Annotated in this window: 14 protein-coding genes and 1 pseudogene; 12 read left to right on the top strand and 3 right to left on the bottom strand. The window is 42.9% G+C overall.

What is annotated here, in order from left to right:
- The first annotated feature begins 143 nt into the window (after positions 1 to 143).
- From F972_RS13525 to urtE, 7 genes are all read left to right on the top strand, one after another.
- Positions 144 to 731 carry a YqiA/YcfP family alpha/beta fold hydrolase gene (locus tag F972_RS13525; RefSeq protein WP_034422666.1) on the top strand — a complete coding sequence of 196 codons (588 nt, stop codon included), beginning with the start codon at positions 144 to 146 and terminating at the stop codon, positions 729 to 731.
- A 17-nt stretch (positions 732 to 748) separates the two neighbouring features.
- On the top strand, positions 749 to 2,632 hold the full coding sequence (gene parE, locus F972_RS13520; protein WP_004683582.1) for a DNA topoisomerase IV subunit B: 1,884 nt from the start codon (positions 749 to 751) through the stop codon (positions 2,630 to 2,632).
- A 260-nt stretch (positions 2,633 to 2,892) separates the two neighbouring features.
- Entirely contained in the window at positions 2,893 to 4,170 is a 1,278-nt protein-coding gene (gene urtA / locus F972_RS13515; protein ID WP_004769981.1) for an urea ABC transporter substrate-binding protein, read from the top strand.
- Positions 4,171 to 4,261: 91 nt separating this feature from the next.
- Positions 4,262 to 5,884, top strand: coding sequence for an urea ABC transporter permease subunit UrtB (gene urtB / locus F972_RS13510; RefSeq protein WP_004769980.1), 1,623 nt, complete (start codon positions 4,262 to 4,264; stop codon positions 5,882 to 5,884).
- 4 nt (positions 5,885 to 5,888) lie between these two features.
- On the top strand, positions 5,889 to 6,959 hold the full coding sequence (gene urtC / locus F972_RS13505) for an urea ABC transporter permease subunit UrtC (protein ID WP_004683577.1): 1,071 nt from the start codon (positions 5,889 to 5,891) through the stop codon (positions 6,957 to 6,959).
- Positions 6,960 to 7,787: an urea ABC transporter ATP-binding protein UrtD gene (urtD, locus tag F972_RS13500; protein WP_004679069.1), complete on the top strand. Its 828-nt coding sequence runs from the start codon at positions 6,960 to 6,962 to the stop codon at positions 7,785 to 7,787.
- Between the two features lie 9 nt (positions 7,788 to 7,796).
- Complete coding sequence (gene urtE, locus F972_RS13495) at positions 7,797 to 8,495, top strand: urea ABC transporter ATP-binding subunit UrtE (protein WP_004683575.1); 699 nt, start codon at positions 7,797 to 7,799, stop codon at positions 8,493 to 8,495.
- A gap of 23 nt (positions 8,496 to 8,518) precedes the next feature.
- Here urtE and F972_RS13490 read toward each other — a convergent pair whose 3' ends face one another.
- Together F972_RS13490 and F972_RS13485 are read right to left on the bottom strand one after the other, a co-directional pair.
- A complete protein-coding gene (locus F972_RS13490) occupies positions 8,519 to 9,070 on the bottom strand; it encodes a GNAT family N-acetyltransferase (RefSeq protein ID WP_004679067.1) in 552 nt (183 codons plus the stop codon).
- A gap of 91 nt (positions 9,071 to 9,161) precedes the next feature.
- Positions 9,162 to 9,887, bottom strand: a complete 726-nt coding sequence (locus F972_RS13485) for an outer membrane protein OmpK (protein WP_004683574.1) — start codon at positions 9,885 to 9,887, stop codon at positions 9,162 to 9,164.
- A 367-nt stretch (positions 9,888 to 10,254) separates the two neighbouring features.
- On the opposite strand from F972_RS13485, the gene F972_RS13480 reads away from it, so the two are divergent.
- From F972_RS13480 to F972_RS13460, 5 genes and pseudogenes are all read left to right on the top strand, one after another.
- The gene (locus F972_RS13480; protein ID WP_004683572.1) at positions 10,255 to 10,626 is read left to right on the top strand and encodes an HPF/RaiA family ribosome-associated protein; all 372 of its coding nucleotides are present in this window, start codon (positions 10,255 to 10,257) and stop codon (positions 10,624 to 10,626) included.
- A gap of 140 nt (positions 10,627 to 10,766) precedes the next feature.
- Complete coding sequence (locus F972_RS13475; RefSeq protein ID WP_004683570.1) at positions 10,767 to 11,312, top strand: ankyrin repeat domain-containing protein; 546 nt, start codon at positions 10,767 to 10,769, stop codon at positions 11,310 to 11,312.
- 32 nt (positions 11,313 to 11,344) lie between these two features.
- On the top strand, positions 11,345 to 12,112 hold the full coding sequence (locus F972_RS13470; RefSeq protein ID WP_034422671.1) for a transporter: 768 nt from the start codon (positions 11,345 to 11,347) through the stop codon (positions 12,110 to 12,112).
- 77 nt (positions 12,113 to 12,189) lie between these two features.
- Positions 12,190 to 14,058, top strand: coding sequence for a protein-disulfide reductase DsbD (gene dsbD, locus F972_RS13465; protein ID WP_004769979.1), 1,869 nt, complete (start codon positions 12,190 to 12,192; stop codon positions 14,056 to 14,058).
- A pseudogene (locus F972_RS13460) lies at positions 14,027 to 14,390 on the top strand (glutathione S-transferase); the annotation flags it as partial. The gene dsbD and the pseudogene F972_RS13460, both read left to right, overlap by 32 nt.
- Positions 14,391 to 14,504: 114 nt before the next feature.
- On the opposite strand, the gene F972_RS13455 reads toward F972_RS13460, so the two are convergent.
- Positions 14,505 to 15,692 carry a GGDEF domain-containing protein gene (locus tag F972_RS13455; protein WP_004683564.1) on the bottom strand — a complete coding sequence of 396 codons (1,188 nt, stop codon included), beginning with the start codon at positions 15,690 to 15,692 and terminating at the stop codon, positions 14,505 to 14,507.
- Positions 15,693 to 15,863: the final 171 nt, after the last annotated feature.

Genomic DNA, 15,863 nt, shown 5'->3' with positions numbered 1-15,863 from the left:
ACTGATGAACGGAGTGCACTATCGTTTTTTATGTCAGACAATATCAAGCTTAAATGTAATTTATATTGTTATTTGATTAACTGTTGTGCTTAATAATGTGATTTATTTTACTATAAGTAAAACTGCTGTCTATTTTGGTGCATATGCAAATTATTTATTTACATGGCTTTCAGAGCAGCCCCATGTCAAAAAAGGGGCAACAATTACAACAATATTGCACAACTGTCGAGCATGCTGATGTGCATTTACCTGATTTAAATAAACCGTCTAAACACGTTTTAAGAGATATTTCTAAGTTGATTGAAAGTTTACCACTCGATCACGTTGCATTGGTTGGAAGTAGCTTAGGGGGATTTTATGCGACATATTTTGTCGCTAAATATGCTTGTCCTGCTGTACTGATTAATCCAGCCATGCAACCATGGCAACTGTTTAAGGATTTGTTTGGGATTGAGCAAATTCCACTCAAGGTGACTGAATCATGGACACTTGATACTGACCAATTGCAGCAACTACAATCCATTGCCAACACCAGACTCAATCATGCTGATAAAATTCTTGTGCTGTTGCAACAAGACGATGAAGTCTTGGATTATCGCCAGGCACAACGTTATTATAGTGCGGCGCAGCCATCATCGTTGATTTTAACTGACATGGATGGCAATCATGCAATGGATGATTTTGAAGAAAAACTACCCTTAATCCTCGAATTTTTATCGGCAACCCTCTAATAAGGAAGTCAGACCCAGTGACACAATACACGGCACAATCCCTTGAAGTTCTTTCTGGTTTAGACCCAGTTCGTCGTCGTCCAGGCATGTACACCGATACCTCGCGTCCAAACCATTTGGCGCAAGAGGTGATTGATAATGCAGTGGATGAAGCACTTGCAGGACATGCCAATCAAATTTGTGTCACCGTATATGAAGATGGTTCATTGTCAGTCGAAGATAATGGACGAGGTATGCCAGTCGATATTCATCCTGAATATGGACAAAGTGGTATCGAAATTATTTTGACCAAATTACATGCAGGCGGAAAGTTCAGTACCGATAACTACCAATTTTCTGGCGGTCTGCATGGTGTAGGTATTTCCGTGGTCAATGCCTTATCCACACGGGTTGAGGTGGCGGTACAACGTCAGGGCAATCTGTATCAGATGGTGTTTGAGCAGGGTGAACCTGTGGCACCTTTATCGGTACTAGAGGGGAAAGTGGCAAAACGTGCCACAGGCACAACCGTTCGCTTTTGGCCTGAAGCCAAGTATTTTGACAGTCCAAAATTTGCACTAAAAGCATTGAAGCATAATTTAAAAGCCAAAGCCGTTTTAGCGGCAGGTTTAAAAATTATTTATGACGATAAAATTAATAACGAAAAAATTGAATGGCAGTTTGAAAATGGTCTGGTTGACTATTTAATGGATGAACTTGAGGATCGAGAGATTCTACCTGATCCTGCTTTTGTCAGTAGTGGACAAGCAGAAAGAGCCGTGTGTGAATTTGCAATTTGCTGGAATGTTGAGGGCGGTGAACAGATTCAAGAAAGTTATGTCAACTTGATTCCAACTGCGCAAGGGGGTACGCATGTCAATGGATTGCGTTCAGGGGTCACGGAGGCGTTACGAGAGTTCTGCGAATTACGTAATTTATTACCACGTAATATGAAACTTTCGGCAGAAGATGTCTGGGATGGTGTCAATTTTATTCTATCGCTGAAATTCCAAGAACCTCAATTTTCAGGACAAACCAAAGAACGTCTATCGAGCCGTGAAGCTTCGAATATTGTGCTCAATATTGCCAAAGATGCGTTTGCTTTATGGTTAAACCAACATGCTGAGATCGCAACTCAATTAGCTGAAATGGCAATTGCCAAAGCAGGTCGTCGTTTAAAAGCAGCTAAGAAAGTCGAACGTAAAAAGATCGTCTCTGGTCCTGCGTTACCTGGAAAACTGGCTGATTGTGTGGGTTTAACGCGTGAAGACAGCGAATTATTTATTGTCGAAGGGGATTCGGCAGGTGGAAGTGCTAAACAAGCGCGTGACAAGAACTTCCAAGCGATTATGCCGATTCGAGGAAAAATTCTAAATACATGGGAAGTATCTTCGGATGAGGTGCTCGCTTCTCAAGAGGTACATGATATTGCGATTGCCATAGGGGTTGATCCAGGCAGTGATGATTTGTCTGAACTACGTTATGGCAAAATCTGTATTCTTGCCGACGCAGACTCGGATGGTCTACATATCGCGACATTACTCTGTGCCTTGTTTGTGAAGCATTTCCCGACTTTAGTTGAAGATGGTCATTTGTTTGTTGCAATGCCACCACTATATCGTATTGATATTGGTAAAGATGTTTATTATGCGTTGGATGATAGTGAACTCGAAAGCATTTTGAAAAAAGTGAAAGGCAATAAAAATCCGCAAATCACTCGATTTAAAGGATTGGGTGAGATGAATGCGAGTCAATTGCGTGAAACCACGATGGATCCCAATACCCGCCGTTTAGTCCAACTCGATTTGGATGATGCGCATTTTACCGCAGGATTATTAGATAAATTGCTGGCAAAAAAACGTTCGAGTGATCGTAAGCATTGGTTAGAGCAAAAAGGTAATTTAGCGGATATAGTTGTTTAATTCTTTTTAATTGAAAGATTAAAAGCCAAGCTCATGCTTGGCTTTTCTTTATCTAGGGTCTAGCCATATTTAGGATAAATTAATCTGCATCATTTTAGTTCATCCCGTTCTTTTTGTATGCAATGTTGTATACAAGATTGGATTCTTATTTATCTTATCTTATAAATATTAAAATAAAACAATGATTTAAATTGTTGGCATAGAAATTGAATAACTCCACTCAGTAAAAATCACAATATCCATGTGTGGGGAGAAACAAGATGCAAAATAAATTATCAATGTCCGTTCTTATGGCAGCCATGATGGGGGTAGGACTGGTCGGTTGTTCAAAACCAGCAGAAAAAACAGAACAAACAAAAACTGAAACGAAAGCTGCACCTGCAGCAAGCGGTGACACGATTAAAGTGGGGATTTTACATTCACTCTCAGGCACGATGGCGATTTCTGAGACTTCTCTGAAAGATACTGCATTGATGACCATCAATGAAATCAATGCCAACGGCGGGGTGATGGGTAAAAAACTCGAACCTGTCATTGTTGACCCAGCATCAGATTGGCCGTTATTTGCTGAAAAAGCACGTCAGTTAATTACTCAGGACAAAGTTGCCGTTATTTTCGGTTGCTGGACATCAGTATCACGTAAGTCTGTTCTTCCTGTGGTTGAAGAGTTGAATGGTTTACTGTTCTATCCAGTGCAATATGAAGGTCAGGAACAATCAAAAAATATTTTCTATACAGGTGCAGCGCCGAATCAACAAGCCATTCCTGCCGTTGAATATTTAATGGGTGATGAGGGCGGTAAAGCACAACGTTTTGTTTTACTCGGTACAGATTACGTCTACCCACGTACCACCAACAAAATCTTACGGGCATTCTTGAAGTCTAAAGGCATTGCCGATGCAGACATCATGGAAGAATACACACCGTTTGGTCATAGCAACTATCAAACCATTGTTTCCAATATCAAGAAATTCTCTGCAGGTAAAAAGACTGCGGTGATTTCAACCATCAATGGCGATTCCAACGTTCCTTTCTATCGTGAGTTGGGTAATCAGGGTATTAAGGCCTCTGATATTCCAGTGATGGCATTCTCAGTTGGCGAAGAAGAATTACGTGGTATTGATACCAAGCCATTAGTGGGTCATTTAGCGGCATGGAACTATTTCATGTCAGTTAAAAATCCAAAAAACACCGAGTTTGTGAATAAATTTAAGCAATATGCGGTGGAGTACAAACTTCCAAATGCCGATAAAGTTGTGACCAACGATCCGATGGAAGCGACTTATGTTGGTATCAATATGTGGAAACAAGCGGTCGAAAAAGCAGGTACAACGGACGTTGATAAAGTTCGTGATGCAATGGCAGGTCAAACTTTTGCAGCACCATCGGGTTATACCCTCAAAATGGATGAAACCAATCACCATTTACATAAACCTGTGATGATTGGGCAAATTCGTGGTGATGGGCAATTTGATGTGGTTTATAAAACGCCTCAAACCATCAAGGCTGAGCCTTGGAGCCCATATATTCCTAAATAATTTTCCTATGCAACCTGCTGTTTTGGCAGCAGGTTTTTCTTGGTTTTATTTCTGATTGATTGGTTTAAATAGAAAATATAAGGGGAGTCTTATGGCGAAACACTATGTTTTGGCAATGCTCTGCATCATGGCACAGATCATGTTTAATCCTGCATGGGCAGAAGTTACTTCACCAACAATTGTGACGTCTACAACTTCTCAGGATGCCATCCAGACTTTTGTTAAATCTGACTTTGCTACTCGTCGCGCCATGTTGAATCAATGGCCAGCCAGTATTGAGCAACTGGATCAATTGGTCGCGTATATTGATCAAAATGAGTTATATACCGATAGTTCAGGTCATACTTACATTTTAAAAAACGATGAAAAATTATTGAGTTATCCGCAATTGCAAGCCATCGACACTTGGCCCTCAGATTTATCTCAAGTGACGCTGGTCAATACCTTGCGTAAGGCACTGAACTTTGGACAAGCCAAAGTTAAATTGAATTCTGATGATGCATCACAACGTTTAGCTGCGGTGGACATTTTAGAAAATAATTTAGATGAGCTCGATGTTGCCACAGTTAAGCAACTCTATCTCAATGAAAAAAGTGAAGCGGTTAAAGCACGTTTGGCACAACTGAAAGCACGTTTAGATTTTAATAGCCAAGATGAATTTACCAAAATCGAAGCGGTAAAAGTTTTGGCGGATTCAAATCGTCCAGATGTATATGCTTTAATCACACAAAGCTTAGAGCAACCGCAGAGCAATCCAGCACTCAAGACGGCTCTGGTTGAAGCACAAAATAAAATTAAAACCCGTTTGCAAATCAGTGAGTGGTCAGGGCATGTATTTTCGGGTCTCAGTACCGCAAGTATTTTACTTTTAGCAGCGCTTGGTCTTGCGATCACATATGGTTTGCTTGGTGTCATCAATATGGCACATGGTGAACTCATCATGATCGGTGCTTATACCACTTACGTCATTCAAAGTTTTTTTAAAACGCACTTTGCAGGCTTAGTCGATTGGTATTTATTGGCTGCGATTCCTGCTGCATTTCTGGTGAGTGCGCTGATCGGCATGTTGATTGAACGTACTGTGATTCGTCCGCTTTATGGTCGCCAATTGGAAACATTATTGGCAACCTTTGGTGTGAGCTTAATCTTGATGCAATCGGTTCGGATGATCTTTGGCGCACAGAACGTTGAAGTGTCGAATGTCGCATGGCTCAGTGGTGGTATTGCCCTGACGCCAAGCCTGATGTTGCCGTATAACCGTATTGCGATTATTGGTTTTACTGTGGCGGTGTTACTGCTACTCGTTTTCTTATTAAACAAAACCCGTTTTGGATTATTTGTTCGTGCTGTGACACAAAACCGTCAAATGGCCCGTGCCGTGGGCATTCGATCTGCACGTATTGACATGATGGCATTTGGCTTAGGTTCAGGCTTAGCTGGTCTTGCAGGTTGTGCGCTAGCACAAGTAGGGAATGTCGGGCCTGATCTCGGGCAAAACTACATTATTGATGCCTTCCTTGTCGTTGTCGTCGGTGGTGTGGGTCAAGTATGGGGGGCAGTACTTGCAGCCTTAGGTTTAGGGATTAGCGGTACAGTTTTGGAGATTGGTCTAGGTGCAGTTTTAGCAAAAATTATTCTCTTGGTTCTTGTGATTTTGTTTATCCAAAAGCGTCCACAAGGTTTGTTTGCCATCAAAGGTCGTTTCGTGGAGTAAGCCAATGAAAATCACTTCTTTATTTGCAGATAAACCCTATAGTGCAATCGCGATTGCCATTTGTTTTGCTGTGTTATTGAGCTTGCCGTGGTTGCATTTGTTATCCCCTGATTCGGCATTTTATCTGTCAGCGTATTGGATTACGTTGATTGGCAAAATCATGTGTCTGGCATTAGTCGCGTTGGCACTGGATTTAGTGTGGGGTTATGCAGGGATTTTAAGCTTGGGGCACGGTTTATATTTCGCCTTGGGTGGTTACGCCTTTGGCATGTACTTGATGCGTGAATCCGCAGGCGATGGTCTGCCTGATTTTATGCGTTTCCTCAGTTGGACAGAACTCCCTTGGTATTGGGTGGGAACTGAGCATTTTGCTTGGGCAATGATCTTGGTTTTATCTGTACCTGCCTTAGTTGCTTTTATTTTTGGTTTCTTTGCTTTCCGTTCAAAAATCAAGGGTGTGTATTTCTCAATTATTACCCAAGCCATGACTTTTGCTGCGGCACTGTTGTTCTTCCGCAATGAGACAGGTTTTGGTGGTAACAATGGCTTCACGGGTTTTAAAACCTTATTGGGTTTTGATATTACTTCTGCGCCGATGCGTGCCACTTTATGTTTTGTCACCGCTTTGGTTTTGATGCTGTGCTTTATCGGCTTACGTCAACTGATGAATCGTCCTTACGGGCGTGTGTTGGGGGCGATTCGTGACAGCGAAAACCGTTTGCAATATTTGGGTTATCGTACGCTGTGGTACAAGCTGTCAGCATGGGTACTGTCTGCCGTAATTGCAGGTATCGCAGGGGCGTTGTATGTGCCACAGGTGGGCATTATCAACCCAAGCGAAATGAATCCAGTCAACTCGATTGAAATGGCAGTGTGGGTTGCCGCAGGGGGGCGTGGTACCTTGATCGGACCCATTCTTGGTGCAGGTTTAATCAATGCGGTGAAAACCTATTTCACTGTGGCCGCTCCCGAAGCATGGTTACTGATCTTAGGTGCTTTATTTATCGTGGTGACGATTTTCTTACCGAAAGGTGTGATTGGTTTATTTGACCGTTTTAAAAAGGAGAGCAATTAAATGAGTGATTTATTCGTAGACTCAGCTCAACATGGCGGTCAACTCGGCGAGGGCTATGGACGCGCCAAAACTGAGGGCGCAGACTTTAGTCATGGGATTGCCTTGTATTTGGAAAAAGTTAGTGTCTGGTTTGATTCGTTTCGTGCCCTCAATGATTTATCACTGTATATCGCTGAAGGTGAATTACGCTGCATCATTGGACCAAATGGTGCGGGGAAAACCACACTAATGGATGTGATTACAGGGAAAACTCGTCCAACCACGGGCACTGCTTTTTTTGGACAAAACTATGATCTTGCCAAAATGAGTACAGAGGAAATTGCGGAAGCTGGGATTGGGCGCAAATTTCAGAAACCAACGGTATTTGAAAATTTTACAGTCATGGAAAATTTACTGCTCGCTGCACCACGTGATAAGCGAGTGAAAAAAAGCTTGTTTAGCCGACTTGATCCACAAGCGCAGTTAGCACTGGAGGAAAGTCTGGAGCAAATTCGCTTAAAGGAATTTGTAAAAAAGCCCGCAGGATTATTATCTCATGGCCAAAAGCAGTGGTTAGAAATTGGCATGCTATTGATGCAACGTCCGAAGCTGATTTTATTGGATGAGCCTGTGGCAGGAATGACCGATGCGGAAACAGAACGCACTGCTGAATTGTGTCTGGAATTGAAAAAAAATCATACGCTGGTGGTCGTAGAACATGACATGAGCTTTATTGATACCATCAGCGAAAAAGTGACGGTATTAGCACAGGGCGCAATCTTGGCAGAAGGCACATTGGCAGAGGTACAAGCCAATGAAGATGTGATTGAAAAGTATTTGGGACGCTAGGAGACTGCCATGTTAGAAGTGAAAGAAATTAACCAGTTTTATGGTGGTAGTCATATTCTTCGTGATGTGTCATTTCAAGCGCCTGTAGGTGAATGCAGTGTGATTCTAGGACGGAATGGCGTTGGTAAAACCACGTTGCTGAAATGCTTGATGGGGATTCTCCCGATTAAATCAGGACAGATTTTGCTAGATGACAAAGATATTGCCAAAATGTCCCCTGAGCAACGAGTACATGCAGGATTGGCCTATGTACCGCAAGGACGAGATATTTTTTCAACTTTGACGGTAGAGGAAAATATTTTAATTGGCATGGCGAAATTTTCAGGTGCAAAAACCCGAAAAGTACCGAGCCATCTCTACGAAATTTTTCCTGTTTTGGATGAAATGAAACACCGCCGTGGTGGAGATTTATCAGGTGGTCAGCAACAGCAGCTTGCGATTGCGCGAGCGTTGGCTTCTGAGCCCAGTGTTTTGATTTTGGATGAGCCAACTGAGGGGATTCAACCCTCGATTATTAAAGATATTGGCCGTGTGATTCGTAAACTGGGGGATCAGGGTGAAATGGCGATTGTCTTGGTGGAACAGTTTTATGATTTTGCTGAAGAGCTTGCGGATAACTATACCGTGATGGCGCGTGGTCAGGTGATTGCACATGGGCAAGGGGTAGAAATGCCTGAAAAGGGGATAAGGGAGTTGGTGGCGATTTAATAAAAGCCTCGTAAGAGGCTTTTTTATTGAGTGGTTGAAAGTTGTAGCTGCATCCACACCAAGTCACGCCATTGCCCAAATTTTTGTCCGACTTGTGGCATATAACCTGTTTGTACAAAACCAAGCTGTTCATGTAGCACAATAGAACCTGTATTTTCACTATCAATCGCAGCCACCATGATATGCATGTTTTGTTGTATCGCGAGATGGATCAGTTGTTGCATCAAGGCTTTGCCTAGACCTTGACGTGCATAACTTGGATCAACAAAAACAGAATGTTCGATACTTTGACGATAACCGCTAATCGCCCGAAAAGCTGAGTAATAGGCATAACCAGCAACTTTGTTATTGAGTTGATCTTCAACCACAATCATTGGAAATTGCCGCTGTTGCATGTCTTGAAAACGTTGTTGATATTGTTCTAAAGCAACGGCATGATCATTCCAGTTGGCTGTCCCTGTGAGGATTTCATGATTATAAATAGCGAGAATCTGTGCTAAATCATCCATTGTGGCAAAACGAATCTGATAACGGGGATTCAAGTTGTGTGCTGCGAGCTTAAGAACGAATGACATGAGAAAATAAAAGAAAGTTCACATCTTCTGAATATGCGTGATTGAAAAAAACAGCAAGACTAAGCTTGCTGTTTTTCAATTGACTGACTGTTTAGAAATGATATTTCACTAACGCACTGACATTGTTTTCGTCACTACCTTTAATACCAAACTTGTTATTCCAAACCGAATGTTCAATACCTAGATACAGGCGTGTTTCTGGTGAAATATGCTTACCGACATTCCACTTGTATTGGGTGGTCCAGTTCAGCTCGCTGGCATGATCTTTCTCACCTGTAGACCAGTCAAGAAAGCCATCCACCAGAAAATCCTCATTTGACAGTTTAAATGGCAATGCGTAGGCAATGGTCATTTGATAGTCATCAGCAGTGTTTTCATTGCTGGCACGGTAGAAATTGACATTCGCATATTGGAAATAAGGAATTGCAAGATCGAAACCTACGCCGTATAAGAAGTTATCAAAACTAGAAAAGTCATCATTATTGCTTTCCCATGTTGTTGAAACCAACACATCCTTTACTGGGCCGAAAGCAAGCTTCTGACCAGAAATCTCACCTAGGCTTAAACGTGGAGAGAGTTCGAAATAGGTGCTTTTATGATCGTCGCCACCACGCATGCGATCCATAAAGAAAAATACATCGGCATATTTTACTTTTGCCGCGTATTCAATGGTTAAAGTCGTTTGCTTTTCATCGACAACTTCGTAGTTTTCGCCGTATAAACCAGTGAGGCTAAAATCTTGCCAAATAGGCTTTGCCTGAACGAAAGCTGCTGTAGATACCAATAAACAAGTCGCTGCAAGTTGCTTCAATTGCATTTAAAAAATCCCCCCCAAAATGGCGTGTCAAGCATACAAGGAATTAAGCAAAAATAAAGCCAAATTTGACCAACTACTCAAAAAATTTGTATGGAACGGCAAATCAGGAATGAGATGGTATTAGGCTGCTTTTTGATCAAGTTTTAATAAAAATGTCAAAAATCAGCTTGCATATTTGTGATGAAAGACAGATATTGGAGTTATACAAGATTTTCTTAACTACTGAAAAGCAACAGATGTGAAGCAAGGAGACCACAAGCATTTACATAATCAAAATATACAACTGCACTGAATGAATGCATGCTCAAAGCGTGCTAAATAAAAAAGTTTAGTAGAACCGTCTCACAGAAAAGAGAGGAAGATATTTATGAATATTGAAGTCCGTACAGATAAGAACATTCAAGGTGGCGAACGTTTAATTAGTTATGTCCGTGCAGAACTTATGCAAGCATTCCAACGCTATAGCGAACGTATTACACATTTTTTGGTTTATATTAGTGATGAAAATGGGGAAAAAAAGGGCGATGATGACAAACGTTGTACGATCGAGGCTCGTCCAGCAGGCCTGAAACCTGTTGCTGTGACAAACAAGGCGGCAAATGTTGATGCCTCCATCCACGGTGCGATTGATAAACTAAAACGCAGTTTGGAACATTTATATGAGAAAAAAGAACATCATCGTGGTGGCTTGCCAAAATATATTGATGTCGATGATGACGTAGACCTGAAAGAAGCATAGGTAGATATGCATAAAAAAAGCCCAAAGTGGGCTTTTTTTATGTGTGTATCAAATTTATACATGATTTTTGGGCTGTTTTATAAAAACCTGTTGGGATATTCGGCATAATAGAAACATTAAATATATTGTGAGAATTGGTCATGTTAAGCAATCAGCATCAGGCCTTGGTGCAAGCCATACAACAACTCGATTTAGCCCAAGTGCAATCTTTACTTGCTGAAGGACTCGACCCGAACTTTATTGATCCAGAACATGGTTTCCCAGTCTCTATTTTATGTGATGGCTTATTTGTCTGGTGGGAGAATGTCTGTGAAGCTTATGAAGCAGGTCAGCCATTGACTGAAGCAGACAAACAACAACAATTACAAGTTTATCAAGACATTTTAGAAGCATTAATTCAAGCGAAAGCCAATCTTCATTTATGGGATGCCGAGGAATTTTATGGACCACTTTGGGATGCGGCAAGCTCGGCCTGTGTGCCTATGGTACAGCGTCTACTGGATGAAAAGGTGGATCCAAATACTCGCGATGAAGAGGGTCTCACCATTTTGTCATCCATTAGCCAGTTATTCTTTGACTGCGATTTTGATGAAATTGACTGGTCGGAGTCCTTGCAGGAAGAGCGTGAAACACTAGAATTGCTACGTCGCCATGGCGCAAAAATGTCAAAAGAGTTAACGGCATAAGCCTAGCCAGTAGAATGAAAAAGGGGAGAATGATGAAAACACGTCAAACATTGGGCTTTATTGCAGCCTCAATGATGGTCAGCACAGCTTTTGCGGCGGATTTTTCTTTTGACCGCCCTAGAGCTGGCATGGGCACGGGGATTACACCAGTGGGTCATCTGGCTTGGGAGCAGGGATTGCCTTCTGTCAGCTATCAGCAGGACAATGTCGCTGGGGCAAAAGACAAAACCCTAACACTCAATGCTGACATGCTGTTGCGTACAGGTTTAACCGATGGCCTTGAACTCCAGTTAGGCTGGCAGGGACCTGTCTGGCAGCAAAACAAATATGCGGGCATGAAAAAGGAAACTCATGGTTTGGGTGATGTCAGCATTGGCTTGAAAAAGGCGATTGACCTAAAGGATGACCGTTTAAGCATGGCGTTGCTGGCTGAGGCGGTTATTGCAACGGGCAATGACGAGTTCACTGCACATGACGATATCTATAGCCTGACTTCGGCAGTGGCGTATGAGTTAAGTGACTTGGTTGGTACATCCATTACCATGCGTTATGAGGCGCAGAACAGTGATTGGGCAGTCACCGCCGTTCCGACCATTGACTATAAAATTGCAGGTAAATTGTCTGGTTTCTCAGAGTTTATCTACCGTAAGGCGGAAAGTCAGGACTATGAATATGGTTTAGGTACGGGTCTGGTTTATGCCATCAATGACCGTGCTCAAGTGGATGCCAGTGTTGGTGTCGATTTAAATGGCAGTGGCAAAAGCTATAACGGTGGTTTTGGCGTTTCGGTCCTATTCTAATCAAACCTCTCTCCATGTTCCTCCCTTGAATTCCTGTTGCGCATAGGGAGTGCTGGAGAGAAAGCAGAGAAAACATAATGAAAAAGTGTGTTCAGGGCGGCTACAGTTTTCAGCTGATCCGTTATTTTCTTGGCAGTTTACTGTTGTTATGTGGGACACTCATCCATGCCCAGGATAATGTTTTAGCGCCATTGCTTAGCTCAGAACAGGCTTTTACTTTTTCGGTTGAATCAACCAAAAACAATGAGGCACGCCTGCACTGGACCATTCAGCCCAACTATTATTTGTATCAACACAAATTTGAGGTTCAGCAGGGCAATAAAGCGGTCGCCTTGAATTTACCCAAGGCGGTTGACCAGTATGATGAAAATTTTGGTCATACCCAGGTGTATTACCAGCAGGTTGAATTCAGTATTGCCACGCAGGCATCACAACATTATCGGGTGAGCTGGCAAGGCTGTGCCAAAGACCGTATCTGCTATCCACCGCAAAACATTGAGTTCCAGACCGATGCCGATGGCTTGGTCAGCATGGAAAATACAGGTTTAAACTCACAAAAACGCTTTCTGGATGTCGCTCGTTCCGCCAATGCCTTAAATGCCCAGACAGCCGCAAATGACAGGGCGGAAACATCAGACGCTACCGTTTCTATATCTTCCAACAATTCAACTGGTATGGCGCAAGATCAGAAATGGTCAAGCACGCTGGAACAACATTCCCTTGCCTACAGCCTGTTGTTGTTTCTCGGTTTAGGTATTTTACTGGCGTTTACGCCATGTTCGTTGCCGATGCTGCCGATTTTGACTTCATTGATTGTTCGTGAACATAAAGGGGTCAAGGCATGGACAATTGCACTGACCTTTGTGCTGAGTATGGCGATGGTCTATGCGGTACTTGGCCTGATCGCCTCGGCGGCTGGACTGAACTTCCAGCGCTGGTTGCAGCAGCCTGCCACACTGGTTGCTTTCAGCCTGTTGTTTGTACTGTTCGCCTTAAACCTGTTTGGCCTGTTTGAGATCAAGCTACCGCAAAAACTGCTTAATCGGCTGGATCGTATGCAGTCGGTACAGCAGGGTGGAACCCTGATTGGTGCCAGTGTCATGGGCATGATCTCCGCCTTGCTGGTTGGGCCGTGTATGACCGCACCCTTGGCAGGCACACTCCTGTTTATTTCCCAGACCCAAAACCAGTGGCAGGGCGCATTATTGCTGTTTACGCTGGGTTTTGGCATGGGGATTCCACTGTTGCTTGCCAGCGTGTTGGGGGCGAAAGCCTTGCCGAAAGCGGGTGAGTGGATGCACCAGATTAAGGTGATTTTTGCCTTTTTGATGTTGGCTTTAAGTATTTATTTTATCCGTCCGTTGTTGCCTGAATTAGCGATTCAAATACTTAGTCTTATATTGGGCATGGCATTTATTGGTTTCGCGATATATCGTCTGTTTGTGAAGAAAGGACAATTACAGTGGTTATATGCATTGTTGCTGATGATCTCAGTTCCGTTTTTAGCTTTTAACCAATATCAACATATTCAAAATTTAAGCGCAGTTCAGGCAGATAAATTAGCAGAGTGGCATGTCGCAACAACCGCTGCTGAGTTTGAGCGGATTCTAGCTAACGCACCAAAAGATCAGGCCGTTGTGATTGATGTATATGCAGACTGGTGTGTGGCTTGTCAGCCGATTGAACATCGCATCTTAAAGGATGCTGAGGTGCAACAGGCTTTAGCTCCTTACTATTTGATTAAACTGGATTTAAGCCATTATGATGCCTCACATCAGGCACTGCTCAATCAATGGGATATTTTAGGCCCACCGACCTATCTATTCCTGAACTTTCAACAACAGGAAATCCGTCCGCTCCGTTTGACAGGCGCATTTAAAAAGAACGAATTATTACAACAACTCACGACATTAGACAGAAATTTTAAAGCTGAACCCAACAGCTAAGGTTAGTGCTGTTGGATGAGGAACTGGTGGTTTGGGACAGTCTGGCCATCTGTGAATATGTGGCACGGATTGAGCAAATCTGGTCTGAACGTCCAGCTGAGGACAGCTTTTTATGTGGTGAGTTTAGCCTTGCCGATGCATTCTATGCACCTGTGGTGATGCGCTTTGAGTGTTTTAAGCTGCCATTATCGGCGTCAAGCCAGGCCTATATGCAAAAGATATTGTCTTTGGCATCCGTGCAGCAGTGGATTGCGGAAGCCAGACAGGAGCAGATGTTTGTGGCGTTTGATGAGCCTTATCGAAAAAGTCGTGATGAATATTTAAAACCCTAAAAATCTGGAAAAATTGATAAATAAAGCCTAGGGATATATCGAAGTTGAATAGAACTCCAACCTGCATAATATGAAAAATTTCCAGCCATTTCCCCTAAATGGCTGGAAATACCTTTAATCAATGGCAAGATCAGTAAAGATTTTCACCTGATTCCGTCCATCTGCCTTGACCGCATATAAAGCCTGGTCGGCCTGACTAATGATTAAATGGGGTTCATCCGCACTCACTGAACTGCTAATGCCAAAGCTGGCGCTGACCGAAAATTCCTGCTGATATTCCGTGATAAAGTTCAGGTGGGAGATTGCAAGACGGCAGCGTTCCGCCACACTTTGTGCCTGTGCCGTCGTGGTGTTCGGCAGTAGCAAAATAAACTCCTCACCACCAAAACGCCCAATCATATCTCGGTCACGTAAATTATTCGCCAAACATTTTGCAACATTGACCAACACTTGATCACCCATGCTGTGCCCAAACTGGTCATTAATATTCTTAAAGTGGTCTAAATCGAGCAGCACAATTGAATATAACGGGTCTGGCTGCTGATGCAGCTTTTCCAGAGAGCTGCTAATACTGCGTCGGTTCAGTACATTGGTGAGGGGATCAAGACGGCTGAGGAGCTGAATGGCGGTTTCCCGTGTGCGCCACTGGGTCAGCAAAACCTCAAACAGGAATAGGCAGGCCAGCATAACCGGAACAAGGAAGAACATCATGCTGCCCACCCAGAAAGGATGCATGGCAACCTTGTTGATTTCCGCCATCTTAAACAGAGGGGCGTAGGTGAGTGCCCCGATAATGCTCATATAATTGCAGAACAACAGGGCAATGGTGGCAGGCACAAGGGCGTAGTAAATCATTTTACGGTTAAACAGGATCAAGCCCACACCCACCACGCTGACATAACCCACCATGGTTGCTGGACTAAAGCTTCCCACCAGATAGCTGTTATGGCAAAGCATTGCGGTAAAGACCTGCACCGTAATGAGGGGAAGAAACTCCTTTGCCCATTTCCGATCCCTATAAAAGTGGCAGGGAAAAATGATGGCCACTAAAACCACAAGCATAATCAGGCTGGTCCATAACTGAGACCAGACCAGGTTTAAATGTACCCATGCTGAATATGCTGGATGGGTGAGGATAAAAATATCCCAGCTGATCCAGAACAGGTTCATAACAGCAGCAAGTATCAGTAATAAAATACTTTTTTTAAGTATGGTCCAATTGACTACAATTTGATGTTCCAAAAAAAGCCTGAGGCCCCATCTCTTTGTGTCAGTTGACCTATTAAAACGAATCTTGACCATTGGCATGCATCCTTATATGCAATGAGATTCCGTAGAAACTGTAGAGTTGTCCTCAAAATATTGAAGAATAATAATTAAAATAACAATAACATCTTTGGAATGAGAAAAAAGTCTAGCTCTAGGCTTTTTAATGCAAATTATAACGGGAAAATTTTTTGAAAAAAGGGGGGT

Source organism: Acinetobacter sp. CIP 102529 (assembly GCF_000368325.1).
GTDB lineage: Bacteria > Pseudomonadota > Gammaproteobacteria > Pseudomonadales > Moraxellaceae > Acinetobacter > Acinetobacter parvus.
This window is presented reverse-complemented; position numbering and strand designations above follow the sequence as displayed.

Coding starts and splice junctions, on each gene's coding strand:
- F972_RS13525 (WP_034422666.1), top strand. CDS start 144: ATGCAAATTATTTATTTACATGGCTTTCAGAGCAGCCCCATGTCAAAA.
- urtA (WP_004769981.1), top strand. CDS start 2,893: ATGCAAAATAAATTATCAATGTCCGTTCTTATGGCAGCCATGATGGGG.
- urtB (WP_004769980.1), top strand. CDS start 4,262: ATGGCGAAACACTATGTTTTGGCAATGCTCTGCATCATGGCACAGATC.
- urtC (WP_004683577.1), top strand. CDS start 5,889: ATGAAAATCACTTCTTTATTTGCAGATAAACCCTATAGTGCAATCGCG.
- urtD (WP_004679069.1), top strand. CDS start 6,960: ATGAGTGATTTATTCGTAGACTCAGCTCAACATGGCGGTCAACTCGGC.
- urtE (WP_004683575.1), top strand. CDS start 7,797: ATGTTAGAAGTGAAAGAAATTAACCAGTTTTATGGTGGTAGTCATATT.
- F972_RS13490 (WP_004679067.1), bottom strand. CDS start 9,070: ATGTCATTCGTTCTTAAGCTCGCAGCACACAACTTGAATCCCCGTTAT.
- F972_RS13485 (WP_004683574.1), bottom strand. CDS start 9,887: ATGCAATTGAAGCAACTTGCAGCGACTTGTTTATTGGTATCTACAGCA.
- F972_RS13480 (WP_004683572.1), top strand. CDS start 10,255: ATGAATATTGAAGTCCGTACAGATAAGAACATTCAAGGTGGCGAACGT.
- F972_RS13475 (WP_004683570.1), top strand. CDS start 10,767: ATGTTAAGCAATCAGCATCAGGCCTTGGTGCAAGCCATACAACAACTC.
- F972_RS13470 (WP_034422671.1), top strand. CDS start 11,345: ATGAAAACACGTCAAACATTGGGCTTTATTGCAGCCTCAATGATGGTC.
- dsbD (WP_004769979.1), top strand. CDS start 12,190: ATGAAAAAGTGTGTTCAGGGCGGCTACAGTTTTCAGCTGATCCGTTAT.
- F972_RS13455 (WP_004683564.1), bottom strand. CDS start 15,692: ATGGTCAAGATTCGTTTTAATAGGTCAACTGACACAAAGAGATGGGGC.